At 71.2% G+C, this 16,417-nt stretch carries 15 protein-coding genes and 1 tRNA gene; 7 read left to right on the top strand and 9 right to left on the bottom strand.

Annotated elements, in window-relative coordinates:
• Window positions 1–132 precede the first annotated feature (132 nt).
• The 4 genes from ABTX60_RS18080 to glxA all read left to right on the top strand — a co-directional run bounded on the left by ABTX60_RS18080 (window position 133) and on the right by glxA (window position 5,281).
• A tRNA-Lys gene (locus tag ABTX60_RS18080) sits at window positions 133–206 on the top strand.
• A 98-nt stretch (window positions 207–304) separates the two neighbouring features.
• Window positions 305–1,018, top strand: coding sequence for a FadR/GntR family transcriptional regulator (locus tag ABTX60_RS18075; RefSeq protein WP_352098010.1), 714 nt, complete (start codon window positions 305–307; stop codon window positions 1,016–1,018).
• 325 nt (window positions 1,019–1,343) lie between these two features.
• Window positions 1,344–3,344 (top strand): glycosyltransferase family 2 protein, encoded by a 2,001-nt coding sequence (locus ABTX60_RS18070; protein WP_352098009.1) that lies wholly within the window; start codon window positions 1,344–1,346, stop codon window positions 3,342–3,344.
• Window positions 3,341–5,281, top strand: coding sequence for a radical copper oxidase GlxA (gene glxA, locus ABTX60_RS18065; RefSeq protein ID WP_352098008.1), 1,941 nt, complete (start codon window positions 3,341–3,343; stop codon window positions 5,279–5,281). The genes ABTX60_RS18070 and glxA overlap by 4 nt, the downstream gene beginning before the upstream one ends.
• An 88-nt stretch (window positions 5,282–5,369) precedes the next feature.
• Here glxA and ABTX60_RS18060 read toward each other — a convergent pair whose 3' ends face one another.
• The 6 genes from ABTX60_RS18060 to ABTX60_RS18035 form a co-directional block, all read right to left on the bottom strand.
• Window positions 5,370–6,407 (bottom strand): glycoside hydrolase family 6 protein, encoded by a 1,038-nt coding sequence (locus ABTX60_RS18060; protein ID WP_352098007.1) that lies wholly within the window; start codon window positions 6,405–6,407, stop codon window positions 5,370–5,372.
• A gap of 348 nt (window positions 6,408–6,755) precedes the next feature.
• Window positions 6,756–7,433 (bottom strand): class F sortase, encoded by a 678-nt coding sequence (locus tag ABTX60_RS18055; protein WP_352098006.1) that lies wholly within the window; start codon window positions 7,431–7,433, stop codon window positions 6,756–6,758.
• Between the two features lie 2 nt (window positions 7,434–7,435).
• Window positions 7,436–8,209 carry a hypothetical protein gene (locus tag ABTX60_RS18050; RefSeq protein ID WP_352098005.1) on the bottom strand — a complete coding sequence of 258 codons (774 nt, stop codon included), beginning with the start codon at window positions 8,207–8,209 and terminating at the stop codon, window positions 7,436–7,438.
• 123 nt (window positions 8,210–8,332) lie between these two features.
• On the bottom strand, window positions 8,333–9,112 hold the full coding sequence (locus ABTX60_RS18045) for an HAD-IIA family hydrolase (protein WP_352098004.1): 780 nt from the start codon (window positions 9,110–9,112) through the stop codon (window positions 8,333–8,335).
• 108 nt (window positions 9,113–9,220) lie between these two features.
• On the bottom strand, window positions 9,221–10,045 hold the full coding sequence (locus ABTX60_RS18040) for an LPXTG cell wall anchor domain-containing protein (RefSeq protein ID WP_352098003.1): 825 nt from the start codon (window positions 10,043–10,045) through the stop codon (window positions 9,221–9,223).
• 182 nt (window positions 10,046–10,227) lie between these two features.
• Window positions 10,228–11,397: an ROK family transcriptional regulator gene (locus ABTX60_RS18035; protein ID WP_352098099.1), complete on the bottom strand. Its 1,170-nt coding sequence runs from the start codon at window positions 11,395–11,397 to the stop codon at window positions 10,228–10,230.
• 96 nt (window positions 11,398–11,493) lie between these two features.
• Between ABTX60_RS18035 and ABTX60_RS18030 the strand changes: the two genes are divergently transcribed.
• From ABTX60_RS18030 to ABTX60_RS18020, 3 genes are all read left to right on the top strand, one after another.
• Window positions 11,494–12,585, top strand: coding sequence for a Gfo/Idh/MocA family protein (locus ABTX60_RS18030; RefSeq protein ID WP_352098002.1), 1,092 nt, complete (start codon window positions 11,494–11,496; stop codon window positions 12,583–12,585).
• Entirely contained in the window at window positions 12,582–13,103 is a 522-nt protein-coding gene (locus ABTX60_RS18025; RefSeq protein WP_352098001.1) for a heme-degrading domain-containing protein, read from the top strand. Before ABTX60_RS18030 ends, ABTX60_RS18025 begins: the two co-directional genes overlap by 4 nt.
• Window positions 13,104–13,194: 91 nt before the next feature.
• On the top strand, window positions 13,195–14,061 hold the full coding sequence (locus ABTX60_RS18020) for an LLM class F420-dependent oxidoreductase (RefSeq protein WP_352098000.1): 867 nt from the start codon (window positions 13,195–13,197) through the stop codon (window positions 14,059–14,061).
• Window positions 14,062–14,158: 97 nt separating this feature from the next.
• On the opposite strand, the gene ABTX60_RS18015 is transcribed toward ABTX60_RS18020, so the two are convergent.
• From ABTX60_RS18015 to ABTX60_RS18005, 3 genes are all read right to left on the bottom strand, one after another.
• Entirely contained in the window at window positions 14,159–15,016 is an 858-nt protein-coding gene (locus ABTX60_RS18015) for a fumarylacetoacetate hydrolase family protein (protein ID WP_352097999.1), read from the bottom strand.
• Between the two features lie 145 nt (window positions 15,017–15,161).
• Entirely contained in the window at window positions 15,162–15,872 is a 711-nt protein-coding gene (locus ABTX60_RS18010) for a YidC/Oxa1 family membrane protein insertase (RefSeq protein ID WP_352097998.1), read from the bottom strand.
• A gap of 89 nt (window positions 15,873–15,961) precedes the next feature.
• Window positions 15,962–16,291, bottom strand: coding sequence for a DUF6412 domain-containing protein (locus tag ABTX60_RS18005; RefSeq protein WP_352097997.1), 330 nt, complete (start codon window positions 16,289–16,291; stop codon window positions 15,962–15,964).
• Between the last annotated feature and the right edge of the window lie 126 nt (window positions 16,292–16,417).

Here is a 16,417-nt window from a genome sequence, read left to right as displayed (position 1 = left end):
GTTTCGCAACTGTCTTCCGCACGCGCATGCTGACGGTCCGAATGATGTACGCCGCCGCCTTGCCGGGGGCCCGCACCCCGGGCGGTGGTCAGGAGCACCTCTCGACGTCCTGTAGGGTTACGACGTCAGCAGGCGCCGCTAGCTCAGTTGGTTAGAGCAGCTGACTCTTAATCAGCGGGTCCGGGGTTCGAGTCCCTGGCGGCGCACCGACCGGAAGGCCCCTCGCGGAAGCGGGGGGCCTTCTGTATGCCTTGGTATGTCCTTTCGAGGTCCCCGCCCAGCCATGGCCGGATACCCTCTGGCCATGGCAGCGCGTGACCTACAGGAGCGGATCAAGAAGCTCATCATCGACCGCCGGCTGGCCTCCGGGGCCCCGCTGCCGACCGAGCCCGAGCTGATGGAGCACCTCGGCGCGAGCCGGAACTCGGTGCGGGAGGCCCTGAAGGCGCTCCAGGCGATGGGCATCGTGGAGATCCGGCACGGCTTCGGCACCTACGTCGGCCCGATGTCCCTGGCCCCGATGATCGAGGGCCTCGCCTTCCGTACGGTCGCCGGGCACTCCCGCGGCGAGGACTCCCTGCTCCAGCTGCTGGAGCTGAGGGAGGCCATGGAGACGGGACTCGTGTCCCGGCTCGCCGGGCGGATGCCGGAAGCGGACCTGCTTGAACTGGACGCGCTCGTCGGCCGTATGGAAGAGCGGGCCGCGCGGGGAGCCGGCCTCGCCGAGACCGACCGGGCCTTTCACGCCACCCTCTACCGGGGGCTGGACAACGTGCTGCTGTGCGAGGTCCTGGAGGCGTTCTGGGACGCCTTCCACCGGGTCCGCACGGACCTGGGGGGCGAGCCGCAGGACCCGAAGGTGACCTGTCGGCAGCACCGGGAGATCCTCGACGCGGTGCGGTCCGGCGACGCGATGCGGGCGGAGGAGGCCATAAGAGAGCACTTCGGCAACATTCGCGCCCGCCTGTCGACAACGTCTCCACAGAACCCCCGCACGCGTCACAATGAACGTGTATGACCGGTAACCACCGTGTTTCGCATCTTGCGATCATGGTGAGCGCCGTAGAATCTGGTTTTCTGCTTTTACAAGTTGCTGCGATTTCGCGGCAGTTGGGGGGATTCGGAGCCGGTTGCGGGCTGGGCGGGGATAGGGGCCCCGTTCATGAACCGATGCCGTGGGGGGCATCATGCAACCGGAAGGTCGCATTGCCGTGTCTATAGGGTGTGGATGACGTGGTGACTGCGATCCACCACTGATACGTCTGTGAAGGTCGAGGGGGACCAGCAGCAGGCGGTAGGAAAGCTACGAAACACGCGGCTGTCCGCGTGTGGGGGGATGACTCATGACGTCGAGGCCCACGGGTGCCCGGCAGGAAAACGACCCGTCCCAGACCACTCAGCTCAGGGTGCCGGGGCACCGGATGAGCACCACGGGGACGTTCCGGCGGATCAGGAAAACACTGCCGAGATACGACTACGAGCACTACAGCCGGCTCGCCGGACCCCTCACCCAGCCGGATCCGAACAAGCCGTACAAGGTGCAGTACCGCTCGCTCATCTCGCAGGAGCCCCACCGCATCCGCGTCGCCCTGATGCTGGCCGCGGCCCCGGTGCTGTCCCTGGTGCTGCTGTTCTGGCTGCTCCAGCCCGAGCACTGGACCGAGCGCGACTACCCGGCCTTCGACTGGCTGCCCGCGCTCGACATGGTCATGCTCGTCTCGATCGGCCTGATCGAGTTCTTCCGCTGCATGAACGTGCTGTCGAACGCGCACGCCACACTGGTCGCCCGCGACCCGATCCCGGTGGTGCCCGAGACCGGCACGAGAGTGGCCTTCCTCACCTCCTTCGTGCCCGGCAAGGAGCCGCTGGAGATGGTGACGAAGACCCTGGAGGCGGCCGTCAGGATCCGCCACCGGGGCCTGATGCACGTGTGGCTGCTCGACGAGGGCGACGACCCCGATGTGAAGGCGGTCTGCGAGCGCCTCGGCGTGCACCACTTCTCCCGCAAGGGCGTCGCGAAGTGGAACCAGGCCAAGGGACCGCACCGCGCCAAGACCAAGCACGGCAACTACAACGCCTGGCTCGAGGCGCACGGCGACGACTACGACTTCTTCGCCTCGGTCGACACCGACCACGTGCCGCTGCCCAACTACCTGGAGCGGATGCTCGGCTTCTTCCGCGACCCGGACGTCGGCTTCGTCATCGGCCCGCAGGTCTACGGCAACTACGACAACCCCATCACCAAGGCCGCCGAGTCGCAGCAGTTCCTCTTCCACGCGCTGATCCAGCGCGCCGGCAACCGCTACGGCTCCCCGATGTTCGTCGGCACCTCCAACGCCGTGCGCATCAAGGCGCTGAAGCAGATCGGCGGTCTGTACGACTCGATCACCGAGGACATGGCCACCGGCTTCGAGATGCACCGCCACAAGAACCCGGCGACGGGGAGGAAGTGGCGCTCGGTGTACACGCCGGACGTGCTCGCGGTCGGTGAGGGCCCGAGCGCCTGGACGGACTTCTTCACCCAGCAGATGCGCTGGTCGCGAGGGACGTACGAGACGATCATCGGGCAGTACTGGAAGGGCTGGTACTCGCTGCCGCCGAGCAAGCTCTTCAACTACACGATGATGATCATCTTCTACCCGATGTCGGCCCTCAACTGGATCCTGGCGGCGCTGAGCTGCTGCCTGTTCCTGGGCCTGGGCGCCTCGGGTGTGAACATCGACCCGGCCGTGTGGCTGATGCTCTACGGCAACGCCTCCGCCCTGCAGATCGGTCTCTACGTCTGGAACCGCCGGCACAACGTCTCGCCGCACGAGCCGGAGGGCTCCGGCGGTGTGGCCGGCATGGTGATGTCCGCGCTGTCGGCGCCGCTGTACGCCAAGGCGCTGATCGACTCCGTGCTGCGGCGCAAGAGCAAGTTCGTGGTCACGCCCAAGGGCGACTCGGCGAGCCCGGACCGCTGGTTCGGCACGTTCCGCTACCACTGGTACTTCGTCGCGATCTTCGGTGGGTCGATCACGGCCGGTTTCGTCTTCGGCCACTCCCACCCCGCGATGATCATCTGGGCGACGTTCGCGCTGCTGATCACCGCCTCGCCGGTGTTCGCCTGGCGCTGGCAGCTGCGGCAGGACGCGAAGAAGCCCGCCGCCCCTGGCGCGGGACAGCCGCAGGACCCTGCGGGGCCGCCCCGGACGCAGCCGCTGCCCATCCCGCAGCAGCCGTCGGGGCACACCCCGCAGCACAAGCCCTCGTGGGCCGCCACCCCGGGCGCACACGGGGAGGTCGGGGGATCCGACCAGACCATGCAGATCGCCCTTGGTGGACTTGGGGGACGTAAGGAATGAACGACCGTGCAGGCCGCCGCCGGGCCCGTCGACTCGCGATCGGCACGGCGGTGGTACTCGCGCTGGCCGGGATGAACGGGCCGTGGCTCTACCGTTTCAGCACCGAGAAATACCACCAGTACACAATCAACAAGCCGGAGTACAAGGCCGCCAACGGCAAGTGGGAGATAGTCGACTTCCCCGAGGAGTACCGGCAGAACACCATCCACGCGGCACTGCTGCGCACCGGCAAGGTGCTGCTCGTCGCGGGATCGGGCAACAACCAGGACAACTTCGACGCGAAGAGGTTCGACACCCGGATCTGGGACCCGGTCAAGGGCACCATCAAGAAGGTGCCCACACCGGCGGACCTGTTCTGCACCGGCCACACCCAGCTCGCCAACGGCAATCTGCTGATCGCCGGCGGCACCAAGCGCTACGAGAAGCTCCAGGGTGACGTCACCAAGGCCGGCGGCCTGATGATCGTCCACAACGAGAACCCGGACGCGCCGATCACCCTGCCCGCGGGCACCACGTTCACCGGCAAGAAGAACGGCAAGACCTTCGTCTCCAAGGACCCGGTGCTCGTACCGCGCGCCAAGAAGGTCTTCGACAAGGCGACCGGCAGGTTCCTGCGCAACGACCCCGGCCTGGGCCGCATCTACGTCGAGGCGCAGAAGCGGGGCAAGAAGTTCGAGACGGGCACGCAGGACAACTACCGCGTGCACGGCCTGAAGGGCGCCGACGCCAAGAACACCTACGGCATCGCGCAGAAGCTCGCCCTCGACAAGAAGGACTTCCAGGGCATCCGGGACGCCTTCGAGTTCGACCCGGTCGCCGAGAAGTACATCAAGGTCGACCCGATGAAGGAGGCCCGCTGGTACCCGACGCTCACCACCCTGAGCGACGGGAAGATCCTCAGCGTCTCCGGCCTCGACGACATCGGCCAGCTGGTCCCGGGCAAGAACGAGGTCTTCGACCCGAAGACCAAGAAGTGGGCCTACACCGGCAAGGTCCGGCAGTTCCCGACCTACCCGGCGCTGTTCCTCATGCAGAACGGCAAGGTCTTCTACTCGGGGTCCAACGCGGGCTACGGACCGGACAACGTGGGCCGTGAGCCGGGCGTCTGGGACGTGGACACCAACAAGTTCGCCAAGATCCCCGGTCTGAGCGATCCCACCCTGATGGAGACGTCCGGCACGGTGCTGCTGCCGCCGGCACAGGACGAGAAGTACATGGTGGTCGGTGGCGGAGGCGTCGGCGAGTCCGAGCAGTCCAGCGAGAAGACCCGGATCGTCGACCTGAAGAAGGCGAACCCGCGCTTCGCGGACGGCCCGTCCCTGGACAAGGGCACCCGCTACCCGAATGCCTCGATCCTGCCCGACGACAACGTGCTGATCTCCGGCGGCTCGGAGGACTACCGCGGCCGCGGCGACTCCAACATCTTCGAGGCACGGCTCTACGACACGGAGAAGAACGAGCTCAGGCGGGTCGCCGACCCGCTCGTGGGCCGCAACTACCACTCCGGGTCGATCCTGCTGCCCGACGGACGCGTGATGTTCTTCGGCTCCGACTCGCTCTACGCCGACAAGGCCAACACCAAGCCGGGCGAGTTCGAGCAGCGCATCGAGATCTACACGCCGCCCTACCTGTACGGCGACGCGGACCGGCCCTCGCTGTCGGGCGGTCCGCAGACCATCGAGCGCGGCTCCACGGGGACGTTCACCTCGTCGGACGCGGCGAAGGTCAAGAAGGTCCGGCTGATCCGGCCGAGCGCCGCCACGCATGTCACGGACGTCGACCAGCGGTCGATCGCCCTGGACTTCAAGGCGTCCGGCGACAAGCTGACGGTGACCGTGCCGGAGAACCGGAACCTGGTCCAGGCGGGCTGGTACATGCTGTTCGTGACGGATGCCGACGGCACGCCGAGCAAGGCGCAGTGGGTCAAGGTGCCCTGACAGCCGACGGCATGACGAAGGGGCGCTCTCCGCGAGGAGGGCGCCCCTTGTTCATGGGCCGGTGCGTCGGCCGCCCGGGCGGACCGGGTCAGGCGGTGGCCTTCGCCAGCTTCAGCGCGTAGTCCGCCCACCACTGGCCCGCCTTCGGGCCGCCCTTGCACTCGCCGTCCGACTCGCCCGGCCGCTTCACCCACAGGTACGCGTCGACCAGCGGGTCCGCCGTCTTCGTCGTCGGGGTCTCGCCCAGCGAGCGGCCCGGCGGGTTGCACCAGCGCTCGTCGGGCTTGCCGTCGCTGTAAGGGCCCTTGCCGTTGCGGCTGGTGTCGATGACGAAGTGCTTGCCGCCGACCTTGGCGGAGAGCTGCTTGCCGTAGGCGATGGAGTCCTCGGTGGAGTAGAAGTTGGAGACGTTGACCGAGAAGCCGTCGGCCCGGGCGATGCCCGCGCGGTTCAGGGACTCGAAGATCTGGTCGGGTTTCTGCCAGCCGGCGTTGCCCGCGTCCAGGTAGACCTTCGTGTTCTTCAGCGACTTCAGCTTGCCGACGGCGCCCTTGAGCAGGTCGTAGCGCTCCTCGTGGAACTGCTCCGGGGTGCAGCCGTCGACCAGGTGCAGCAGGGCGTCCGGCTCCAGGACGATCGTGGCGGGCCGGTCGCCGATGCCCGCGGCGACGCCGTCGATCCAGTCGCGGTAGGCGTTGCCGTCGGCGGCGCCGCCCTGCGAGTACTGACCGCAGTCGCGGTGCGGGACGTTGTAGAGGACGAGCAGGGCCGTACGGCCGGCCTTGTCGGCGGCCTCGGTGAAGCCCCGGACCTGGTCCTGCGGGTCGTCCGGGACGACCCACTCGGCGACCGGCTGCTCGGCGATCTTGCGGATCTGCTCGGCCTCCTGCTTCTTGCCGGACTTCTCCAGGGCGGCGACCTGCCGGGCCGCCGTCCCGTCCGGATTGACCCAGAAGGGGGCCTTTTCCTTGGGCTGTTGGGTGATCCCGGCGCCCGCGTCGGCATCCTTGTCCGTTCCGTCTCCTCCATCGGAGGAGGAACATCCCGTCACCAGCAGTGCCGCCCCCAGCACCACTGCGGACATCCGCCTCCCGGCGAACGCCCCCGCCCCCCTGCTGCCGTACATCCAACTCCCCCTTGGGTGCACCGTTCCAAGTCTCAATCCTGACATACGTCCCGCGACGCCCACGAGGCGAACCCCGCCGAAGCGATGACGCAGCGCCACCGTAGAGGGACTTGATGTGATCCGACCTCTGGGCCGGGGCGGCCCCTGGGCCCTAAGGTCTTCACAGCACATGCCCGGCCTTCGGCCAGAGATTCACCCGCCGTGTCCCCCTTGGCCTCCCGCGCGGCTCGCCGGGTCACTCCCGCGGCCCGTGCACGCGCGGTCGAGGACCGGCCCGGTCGGCGGCTCCAGGGGGAGCGGGCCGCCGACCGGGTCGGGTGGCCGCACCGGGCCGGTCACGCAGGGGCTCTAGGGGCCGGTTCCCGTCAGGTACGCCGAGACGACCACGTTCGCCGTGTAGCTGCGGGTCGTACGGTCGAAGCTGCCGCCGCAGGTCACCAGCCGCAGCTCCGCCCGCCCCGACTCGCGGGGCCCGTAGGCCTGGTGGGCGTCGAAGCGGTCGCGGGTGAGGACCTGGACGGACTCGACGGTGAACTCGGCGATCCTGGCGTCGGCCCGGACCACCCGGATCGTCTGGCCCGGCCGCATGGCACTGACCCTGTAGAAGACGGCGGGCCGCGACTCGGTGTCGACATGACCGACCATCAGCGCGGTACCGGGCGCCCCGGGCGCGACCCCGCCGGCGTACCAGCCGACCACGCCCGGCTGGTCGTACGGCGGCGGATCGAGCGCCCCGCGGGCGTCGAGACCGCGCGCCACCACGGGGGCCTGGACGCCGAGCCCGGGGATGTCGACCCGCTGGGGCAGCGCGTCGCCCAGCGGGCGGTGCTCCGGCGGCAGCTTGATGTCGGGGGGCCGTCCGGCCGCCGCCATGTCACCCGTGGCGGGCGCCGAAATGCCGTGCCGCATCTCGGTGACCTCACGGCCCCACAGCCACAGCCCGAGCAGCAGCACGACCCAGGCCATGCCGGTCAGCAGGCGGCCGGTGCCCGAGAAACGTCTCTGGACGTGATCGCAGTCGTCCATGATCAGTCCGTTCCGCGGCCCCGGCGGACACCGCGCAGCGCGAGGACCACCGCGGCGGCCGCCCCCGCGAGCACGAGTCCGGTCACCCCCTGCGCCGCACCGGGACCGGCGCCGCGCTCCTCGGCCGCGAGGTGATCGGCGGCACCACCACCGCCCGCCTGCACGGGGGCGACGGGCGAGGCGGGTGCGCCGGGCCGGCGGGAGGGCAACGCCTCCTCCTCGTCGACGCCGGGCGCGGACGGCTGTCCGCCCTTCTCGGGCACGGGCGGCTGTCCGCCGGTGCCGGGGGCGGGCGGCCGGCCACCGGCCCCGGGCGCGGCGGCCGGCGGGGCCCCGGGCCGTTCCGCCTGATGTCCCGCCTCGCCGTCCCGGGGCGGCTGTCCGCCGGTGCCGGGCGCGGCGGCCGGCGGGGCCCCGGACCGTTCCGCCTGATGTCCCGCCTCGCCGTCCCGGACGGTGAACGTGCCGGTCCGCCGTGTCGGCCCGCAGGTCACCCGCACGGCGTACGAACCCGCCTTGAGCGTGGAGCGGACGCGGCTGTCGCCGACGAGCTCGTCGGCGCCCGCGACGGTGAGCCGCGCGTCCGCGACGAACGCCGCGGAGGCGGCCACGGCCGTCCGCTGGGCGCAGCCGGTCACGCGGAGTGTGACGTCACTGCCGGGGGCCGGGCGCGCCGGGGTCACCGAGACGCTCCCCGCGTCCGCCGCGTGGGCGGCCGGTGCGAGGGCGACGGCGACCAGGACGCCCGTACAGACAGCGACTCTCAGCAAACCCATCGTGAACCTCCAGACGCCTGGAGCCTCCCCCGCCCGGCGGGCCGCCGCATCCTCAGGAACGCGGCGGCTGCTCCGTACGAGTGACCGAGGGTTTGAGCCCCGCCTGCCGCCGGGCCCGGGAGGTCAGATCCGGTCGACGAGGTCCGCGATCGAGTCCACGACCTGCGAGGGCCGGTACGGGAAGTCCTCGACCTGCTCGGGCCGGGTCAGGCCGGTGAGCACCAGAAACGTCTGCATCCCGGCCTCCATGCCGGCCAGCACGTCGGTGTCCATGCGGTCGCCGATCATCGCGCTGGTCTCGGAATGCGCCCCGATGGCGTTCAGCCCGGTCCGCATCATCAGCGGGTTGGGCTTGCCCGCGAAGTACGGCTTTTTGCCGGTCGCCTGGGTGATCAGCGCGGCCACGGCGCCGGTCGCGGGCAGCGGGCCCTCGGTGGAGGGGCCGGTCTCGTCGGGGTTGGTGCAGATGAACCGGGCACCGCCGAGGATGAGCCGCACCGCCTTCGTCATGGCCTCGAAGGAGTACGTACGGGTCTCGCCGAGGACGACGTAGTCCGGCTCGTGGTCGGTCAGGATGTAGCCGATGTCGTGCAGCGCGGTGGTCAGTCCGGCCTCGCCGATGACGTACGCCGACCCGCCCGGCCGCTGGTCGTCCAGGAACTGGGCGGTGGCCAGGGCCGAGGTCCAGATGCTCTCGATCGGCACGTCGAGGCCCATGCGGCGCAGCCGGGCGTGCAGGTCGCGCGGGGTGTACATCGAGTTGTTGGTGAGGACCAGGAAGGGCTTCCCGGACTCGGTGAGCTTCTTCAGGAAGGCGTCGGCGCCGGGGATCGGAATGCCCTCGTGGATGAGCACACCGTCCATGTCGGTGAGCCACGATTCGATGGGCTTGCGGTCTGCCATGTGCGGGATCTCCTGCCGTACGCGGTCCAGCGTGCGATCCAGCCTAGACAGTGGCGGGATCTTGCGGAACGGTCCGCGTACGGTGTCCCGACTGGCGGGACGGCCTGCCTACGGCCCTTCCGGTGAATCTCCGCGGCGGCGGCGTAGGGCGAGCAGTGCCGCGCCGCCGGCGAGCAGCACCACCGCGGCGGCCGCGGCGACCCGGGTGCCGGTGCCGGTCCGGGCCAGCTCCTCGGCGAACGGGAAACGGTCCTCGCGGGGCGGGACGGATGCCTCGGAGTCGGGGCGGGATTCCTTACCCGTGTCGGTGCCGGCGCCCGTGTCGGTGCCGGTGCCCGTGTCGGTGCCGGTCCCCGGCTCGCCGTCGTCGATCCGGAATCGGTAGTCGTTCGACTGCCCGACCCAGTCGCCGTCGTCGTCGTGCCGCTGCACGACCGCGGCGTTGGCGGTCACCTCGTTGGGCACGGCGTCCGAGGTGAGCGTGAGCCGCACCTTCACGGTGACGGTGTCACCCGGTCCGACGGTGAACCCGGCGAAGCCGTCCTCCTCGTCACCGAACGCCCCGACGAGTTCGTCCTCGCCCGTCTTCTCGAACCGCACGGTGTGGGCGCGCGCCCCCTCGAAGAATTCGAGGCGGGGCTGGGACGGCTCCAGGGCCCGCTTGCCGTCGACGAGCACCACGACGGGGTGGATCCCGGCGCAGGTCCGGTCGGTCGTGTTGGTCAGGTCGACGGAGAAGGTCCCGAACCCGCCACCGGCCGTGTAGGAACCGGGGCCGCCGTGGATGCGGGTGGTGAGCGGGAAGGTGTGGTCGTCGGGCGCGGCACAGGCGGGCGCCGGGGCGTCCGCCTGCGCCGGAGGTGCACCGGGAAGCAGGACGGCGGCCGCCGCTGCCGCCGCCAGGCAGAGGTGAGCGGGCGTGCAGAGTCGCATGATGATGTGACATTCCGAGCGGAGGGGCGCGCAAGACACCGCCGCCGCGAACCGGCCCCGAACGGCGGCGCGGATCCGCCCGGTCGGCGGACATCCCTGTCATCGGTCCTCGGCCGCGGCGTCGTCTGTGGGCGCGAGGCCCTGCCGCTGGACCGGCAGCTCGCCTTCCCACCCCCCGGGTCTCAGCCCCCGCCGCGCCCGAACACCGGCCCCAGCACCAGCTGAGCCGCCCCCACCGCCACGGCCCCGTCTCCTCCGGCCGTGGCGCGTACGGGCACGGTGTCCTGGCCCGTTCGCCGCGCCCGGGCCTCCAGTACCGCGCCGACCCCGCCCACGAAGGTCTCCGGCGCCGCCGCCACCGTACGGCCGCCGAGCAGGACGACGTCGATGTCGAGCAGCCCGACGAGGTTCGCCGCGCCGGCTCCCAGCACCCGCGCCGCCTCGTCCAGGTCACCGCGCGCCACCGCCCCGAGGCACAGGGCCTCGAGACAGCCCCGGTCCCCGCAGGTGCAGGGTGGGCCGTCGAGCTGGATCACCTGGTGGCCGAACTCCCCGGCCCCGGTCCTGGCCCCCCGGTGCACGCCGCCGCCGATGACCAGCCCGGCGCCCAGCCCCGTGCCGAGGTGCAGGTACGCGAAGGAGCCGCGCTCACCCCCGGCTGCGAGGCCCAGCGCCGCCGCGTTGGTGTCCTTGTCGACCACGACCGGCACCCCGAGCCGCTCCGCCAGCGCCGCACGCAGCGGGAAGCCGTCCCACGCGGGAAATCCGGTCACCCGGTGCAGCACCCCCCGCCCGTGATCGAGCGGCCCGGGCAACGCGACACCGACTCCGAGCAGGGAGGGATCCGGTCCGGCCAGCCCCCGCCCGGAGGCCCTGTCGCTCCGGACAGCCGGCAGCGCCCCTGCCGCCGCCTCCCGTACCGCAGCCAGTACGGCCTCCGAACCCGCCCCCAGATCCAGCGCGGCCCGCCGCTCCCCCACCACGGCTCCCCGCAGGTCCACGCGCACGACCCGCACCTCGTCCCGGTCCAGATGGATCCCGACCGCGTGTCCGGCCTCCGGTACCAGCCGCAGCACCGTGCGCGGCTTGCCCCCGGTCGACGCCCGGCGTCCGGCCTCCGCCGCCAGCCCGTCCTCCCGCAGGCGGGCCGTGATCTTGCTGACGGCCTGCGGGGTGAGTCCGGTCCGCTCGGCGAGTTCGAGGCGGCTGATGCCCTCGTCCCCCGCGGTCCGCAGCAGGTCGAGCACGAGGGCGGCGTTGTGACTGCGCAGGGAGAGCAGGTTCACCCCGCCGCCTCCAGGCCCGGCCGCCCCCGCTGCTCCCGCTGCTCCCGCAGGCCCGGCCCCGCGCATGCCGCCCACTCCGCCCGTACGGTCGTCCGCCCTGTCCACGCCCCCCATTGTCCCCGGCGCTTGCACTTTGGCAACAGCGTTGCGAAAGTGGGTGGCATGACTGGCACTCCCCTCGGCACAGCCCCCGGCTCGCCCCTCCGCGTCGGCCTCGTCGGCTACGGCCTCGCCGGCTCCGTCTTCCACGCCCCGCTGATCGCCGCCACGGAGGGCCTCGCCCTCGACACGGTGGTCACCTCGAACCCGGAACGGCAGCAGCAGGCCCGTGCCGAGTTCCCGGACGTACGCCTCGCGGCCACGCCGGAGGAGTTGTTCGACCGGGCCGCCGAGCTGGACCTGGTCGTCATCGCGTCCCCGAACAAGACGCACGTGCCGCTCGCGACGACCGCGCTGCAGGCCGGCCTGCCGGTCGTGGTCGACAAGCCCGTCGCGGGCACGGCGGCCGAGGCCCGCACGCTCGCCGCCCTCGCCGAGGAGCGCGGCCTGCTCCTCTCCGTCTTCCAGAACCGCCGCTGGGACAACGACTTCCTGACCCTGCGCAAGCTGCTGGACGAGGGCGAGCTGGGCGACGTGTGGCGGTTCGAGTCCCGCTTCGAGCGCTGGCGGCCGAAGCCGAAGGGCGGCTGGCGGGAGTCCGGCGACCCCGCGGAGATCGGAGGTCTGCTCTACGACCTCGGCAGCCATGTCGTCGACCAGGCGCTGGTCCTGTTCGGCCCGGCGGCCTCCGTGTACGCGGAGACGGACATCCGCCGCCCGGGCGCCGAGACCGACGACGACACCTTCATCGCGATCACGCACACCGGCGGCGCTCGCTCCCACCTCTACGTCTCCGCGACGACCGCCCAGCTCGGCCCCCGCTTCCGCGTCCTGGGCTCCGCCGCCGGTTACGTCAAGTACGGCCTCGACCCCCAGGAGGCTGCGCTCCGCGACGGCCTGCGCCCCGGCCCCGGCTGGGGCGTGGAGCCCGAGTCGCTGTGGGGCCGCGTGGGCTCCGGCGAGTCCCCGGTCACCGGCGGCGGCCGCGCCGAGCCCACTCTCCCGGGCGACTACCCCGCTTACTATGCGACCGTGGCGAAGGCCCTGCTGGAGGGCGCCCCGAACCCGGTGACCGCGCGGGATGCGGCCGCCGCCCTGGACGTCCTGGAGGCCGCTCGTCGTTCGGCCCTCGAGAAGGTGACGGTGACCCTGTGACCCACAAGAACAACCCCTCCCACAGCCAGGGGCTCACCCCCAAGTTCCACCCGGAACTCACCCCGAGCCTGGAAGAGCTGGAGAAGCAGGAACGCCACCTGGTGTTCCGCCGCTTCACGCACGACGACGCCTGGGCGCTCGGCTCGCTCCTGGTCGAGATGGCCCGGGAGCGGCAGGCCCCGGTCGCCATCGACATCCACCGCTCCGGCCAGCAGCTCTTCCACGCGGCACTGTCCGGCTCCACGCCGGACAACGACGCCTGGATCGCCCGCAAGCGCCGGGTGGTCGAGCGCTACGGCTCCGCCTCCTACCTGGTCGGCGCCCGCTTCCGCGCCAAGGGCAGCACGTTCGAGGAGTCCTCGCGCCTCGACCCCGACACCTACGCGGCTCACGGCGGCTCCTTCCCGATCACCGTCGAGGGTGTGGGCGTCATCGGCGCGGTGACGGTCTCCGGGCTGCCGCAACTCGACGATCACCGGATGGTGGTGGAGGCGCTGGAGCGGTTCTTGGACCGCTAGGCCCCTCATGGAATGAGCGGAGACCCCCTCCGGTTGGCACCCGTGTACGCGTGATCAAGCACGGCGCCCCAACCGGAGGGAACCCCCACCGATGACCACCCCCCTGAAGGAGACGCTCGGCCGGTACGGCATCTGGAGCGTGGGCCTGCGCTCGGAGGAACCGGACCGCCGCGGCGAAGTCGCCGAGGCCGCCGCCGAGTTGGAGGACCTCGGCTACGGCGCCCTCTGGCTGGGCGGCAACAGCTCCGCCGCCAACGCCGCCCCCCTCATCGAGGCGACCTCGAAGGTCAAGGTCGGAACCAGCATCCAGAGCATCTGGCAGCACGAGCCGGACGTCTCCGCGTCGGCCTTCGCGGAACTGGAGTCGTCCCACCCCGGGCGTTTCCTGCTGGGCCTCGGAGTGAGCCACGCCAAGCGGGTGGAGCAGTACACCCGCCCCTACTCGGCCCTGGTCGCCCACCTCGACGGCCTGGACGCCGTCGGAGTGCCGGAGGACCGCCGTCTGCTGGCCGCCCTGGGCCCGAAGTCGCTGCGGCTGGCCCGCGACCGGGCGGCGGGCTCGATCCCGTACCTGGTCACCCCGGAGCACACGGCGCACGCCCGCGAGATCCTGGGCGAAGGCCCTCTGCTCGCCCCCGAACTGAGCGTGGTCCTGGAGACCGACCCGGCCCGCGCCCGCGCCCTGGCCCGAGAGTTCCTCGGCATCTACCTCCCGCTGCCGAACTACACCAACAACTTCCTCCGGCACGGCTTCACCGAGGAGGACCTGAAGGACGGCGGCAGCGACCGCCTCGTCGACGCCCTGTTCGCCTGGGGCGACGAGACGGCGATCCGCGCCAAGATCGACACGTTCTTCGAGGCGGGCGCGGACCACCTGGCCCTCCAGATCGTGAACGACGAGGCACGAGACGCCCTCCCCAGGAAGGCCTGGCGCGAGCTGGCAGCCCTGCTGGACTGACGTTCACTTCGAGGGGCGCGGGGAACTGCGCGACGAGCCACGGACGGCCCGCAGGCGCCCGAACCGGCACAGTTCCCCGGCCCTCCCAGCGGAGCGCCTACGCGTCCTTGAACTCCTGCCGCTGCCGCCCGAGTCCCTCGATCTCCAGTTCCACGACATCCCCGGCCCGCAGGAACGGCTTCGGCTCGGGCGCCCCGAGTGCCACGCCCGCCGGCGTCCCGGTATTGATCACATCGCCCGGGTACAAGGTCATGAACTGGCTGAGGTACCGCACGACCTCCCCGACCGAGAAGATCTGCTCGGCTGTGGTCCCATCTTGCTTCAGCTCGCCGTTGACCCACAGTTTCAGGGACAGGTCCTGCGGGTCCGGCACCTCGTCCGCGGTCACCAGCCACGGCCCGAGGGGGTTGAACGTCTCGCAGTTCTTCCCCTTGTCCCAGGTCCCGCCGCGCTCGATCTGGAACTCCCGCTCGGACACGTCGTGCGCCACGGCGTACCCGGCCACATGCCCGAGCGCCTCCTCCACGGACTGTAGATACCTGGCCGTACGCCCGATGACGACGGCCAGCTCGACCTCCCAGTCGGTCTTGAGGGCCCTGCGCGGCACGAGGACGGTGTCGTACGGCCCGACCACGGTGTCCGGCGCCTTCATGAAGACGACCGGCTCGGCGGGCGGCTCGGCGCCGGTCTCGCGCGCGTGGTCGTGGTAGTTCAGCCCGATGCAGACGATCTTGCCGATGCGCCCCAGCGGAGGCCCGACCCGCAGCCCGGTGGCGTCCAGGACGGGCAGGTCACCGGCGTCGGCGGCGGCCCGAACCCGGCCGAGCGCCTCCTCGTCGGCGAGCAGCGCGCCGTCGATGTCCGCGACGACGCCCGACAGGTCCCGCAGGGTCCCCTCGGCGTCGAGCAGCGCGGGCCGCTCCGCCCCGGCCGTACCGACTCGCAGCAGCTTCATGATCAGTCTCCCTCGATCGCGGGCGCCCGACCGATGCGCGCGACCCGGATGCGGCGGGGCAGAGCCATCGGAGGACTGGTCGATCGTCCAAGCTCCCCGTGCAGTCCGCAATACCCGGTTCACGTACTGGACCGGGCCCTGCGGGTCACCGGTACAGCACGGCCCGCTCCACGACACTCCACGTCGTACTGGTGACGACGTACAGCGCGGCGGCCAGCGGCACGACGGCCACGGTGACCAGCGTGAAGAACGACATGAACGGCATCACCCGGCTCACCGCCCCCAGCCCGGGCAGCTGCTCCCCGTCACCGGCCCGGGCGGCCGGGTTCGCGGCCATCATGCGCTTGCTGAGCCGGTAGCTGAACGCGGCGACGCACCCGACGACCAGGAACAGCCCGGCGTAGACGAGCCCCGCGCCACTGAGGAGGCCGCCGTCGAGCGCGTCCGTCCACCGCCGGCCGAGCGGCGCCGCGAACAGCCGGTGGCCGAGCAGCCCGTTGGCCTCGCCGCCGATCGTGTCGCTGGAGAACAGGTGGTAGAGCAGGAAGAACGCGGGAATCTGGAGCATCCCCGGCAGGCAGCCGGCCAGCGGCGACACCTTCTCCTCCGCGTGCAGCTCCAACACGGCCTTCTGGAGCCTCTCGGGATTCTTGCCGTGCTTCTTCCGCAGCTCGGCGATCTTCGGCTGGAGCGCGGTCCGGGCCTTCTGGCCGCGTGCGGCGGCCCGGGACAAGGGGTGGACGAGGAGGCGTACGAGCGCGGTGAACAGGACGATCGCCGCGGCCGCGGCCGAGGCGCCGCACAGCGGCTGGAGCAGGTCGGCAAGGTGCTCGACCAGGCTGGCGAAGACGGACATGGGTGAGCCCTCCGGGGGTCTCGTCGTGCCGGAAGTGGGTCATGGCGGCATGACGACCCGCGCGGGGTCACTTCAGATGTGGAGGTGCCCTACGCGACGGTCGCCCGGAGGGCGTGACCGGGTGCGCGGGGCCGGGTGCGTCCCCGGGCGTCGGGATCGCGTTGCGGCAGGAACGCCGTACGCCGGTCCCGGTCGCGGATGGCCGTACGCACCCGGGTGCGCGGCACGGCGGGCGCGCACCGCGAGGCGACGACGGCGCACAGCGCGAGGGCGGCCGAGGCCGCTGTGGTCGCGGCGAGGGCGGTGGTGGCGGCGAGGGCGACGGCGGCGGAGAGGCTGCCGGTGTCGAGCAGTGCCACCTCGACGAGCAGGAAGAGCAGCGCGAGGGCGGGACGCAGCGTGGCCCAGCTCCGGTTCACCGGCCGCCCCTCCCCTCGTACGTGTGTATGCCCTGCTGTTCGTTATACAGGATCACTCTCCGGAGCGGACCGGCGACTTCGTAAACGGGTTTGAAGAAGGTTCGTCAGAACTCTCGACAACCCACA

Origin of the sequence: Streptomyces sp. NPDC126510 (genome assembly GCF_040302345.1) — a bacterium.
Taxonomy (GTDB): domain Bacteria; phylum Actinomycetota; class Actinomycetes; order Streptomycetales; family Streptomycetaceae; genus Streptomyces.
The sequence above is the reverse complement of the archived record's forward strand: the minus strand, read 5'-3'. Positions and strand labels throughout refer to the sequence as shown.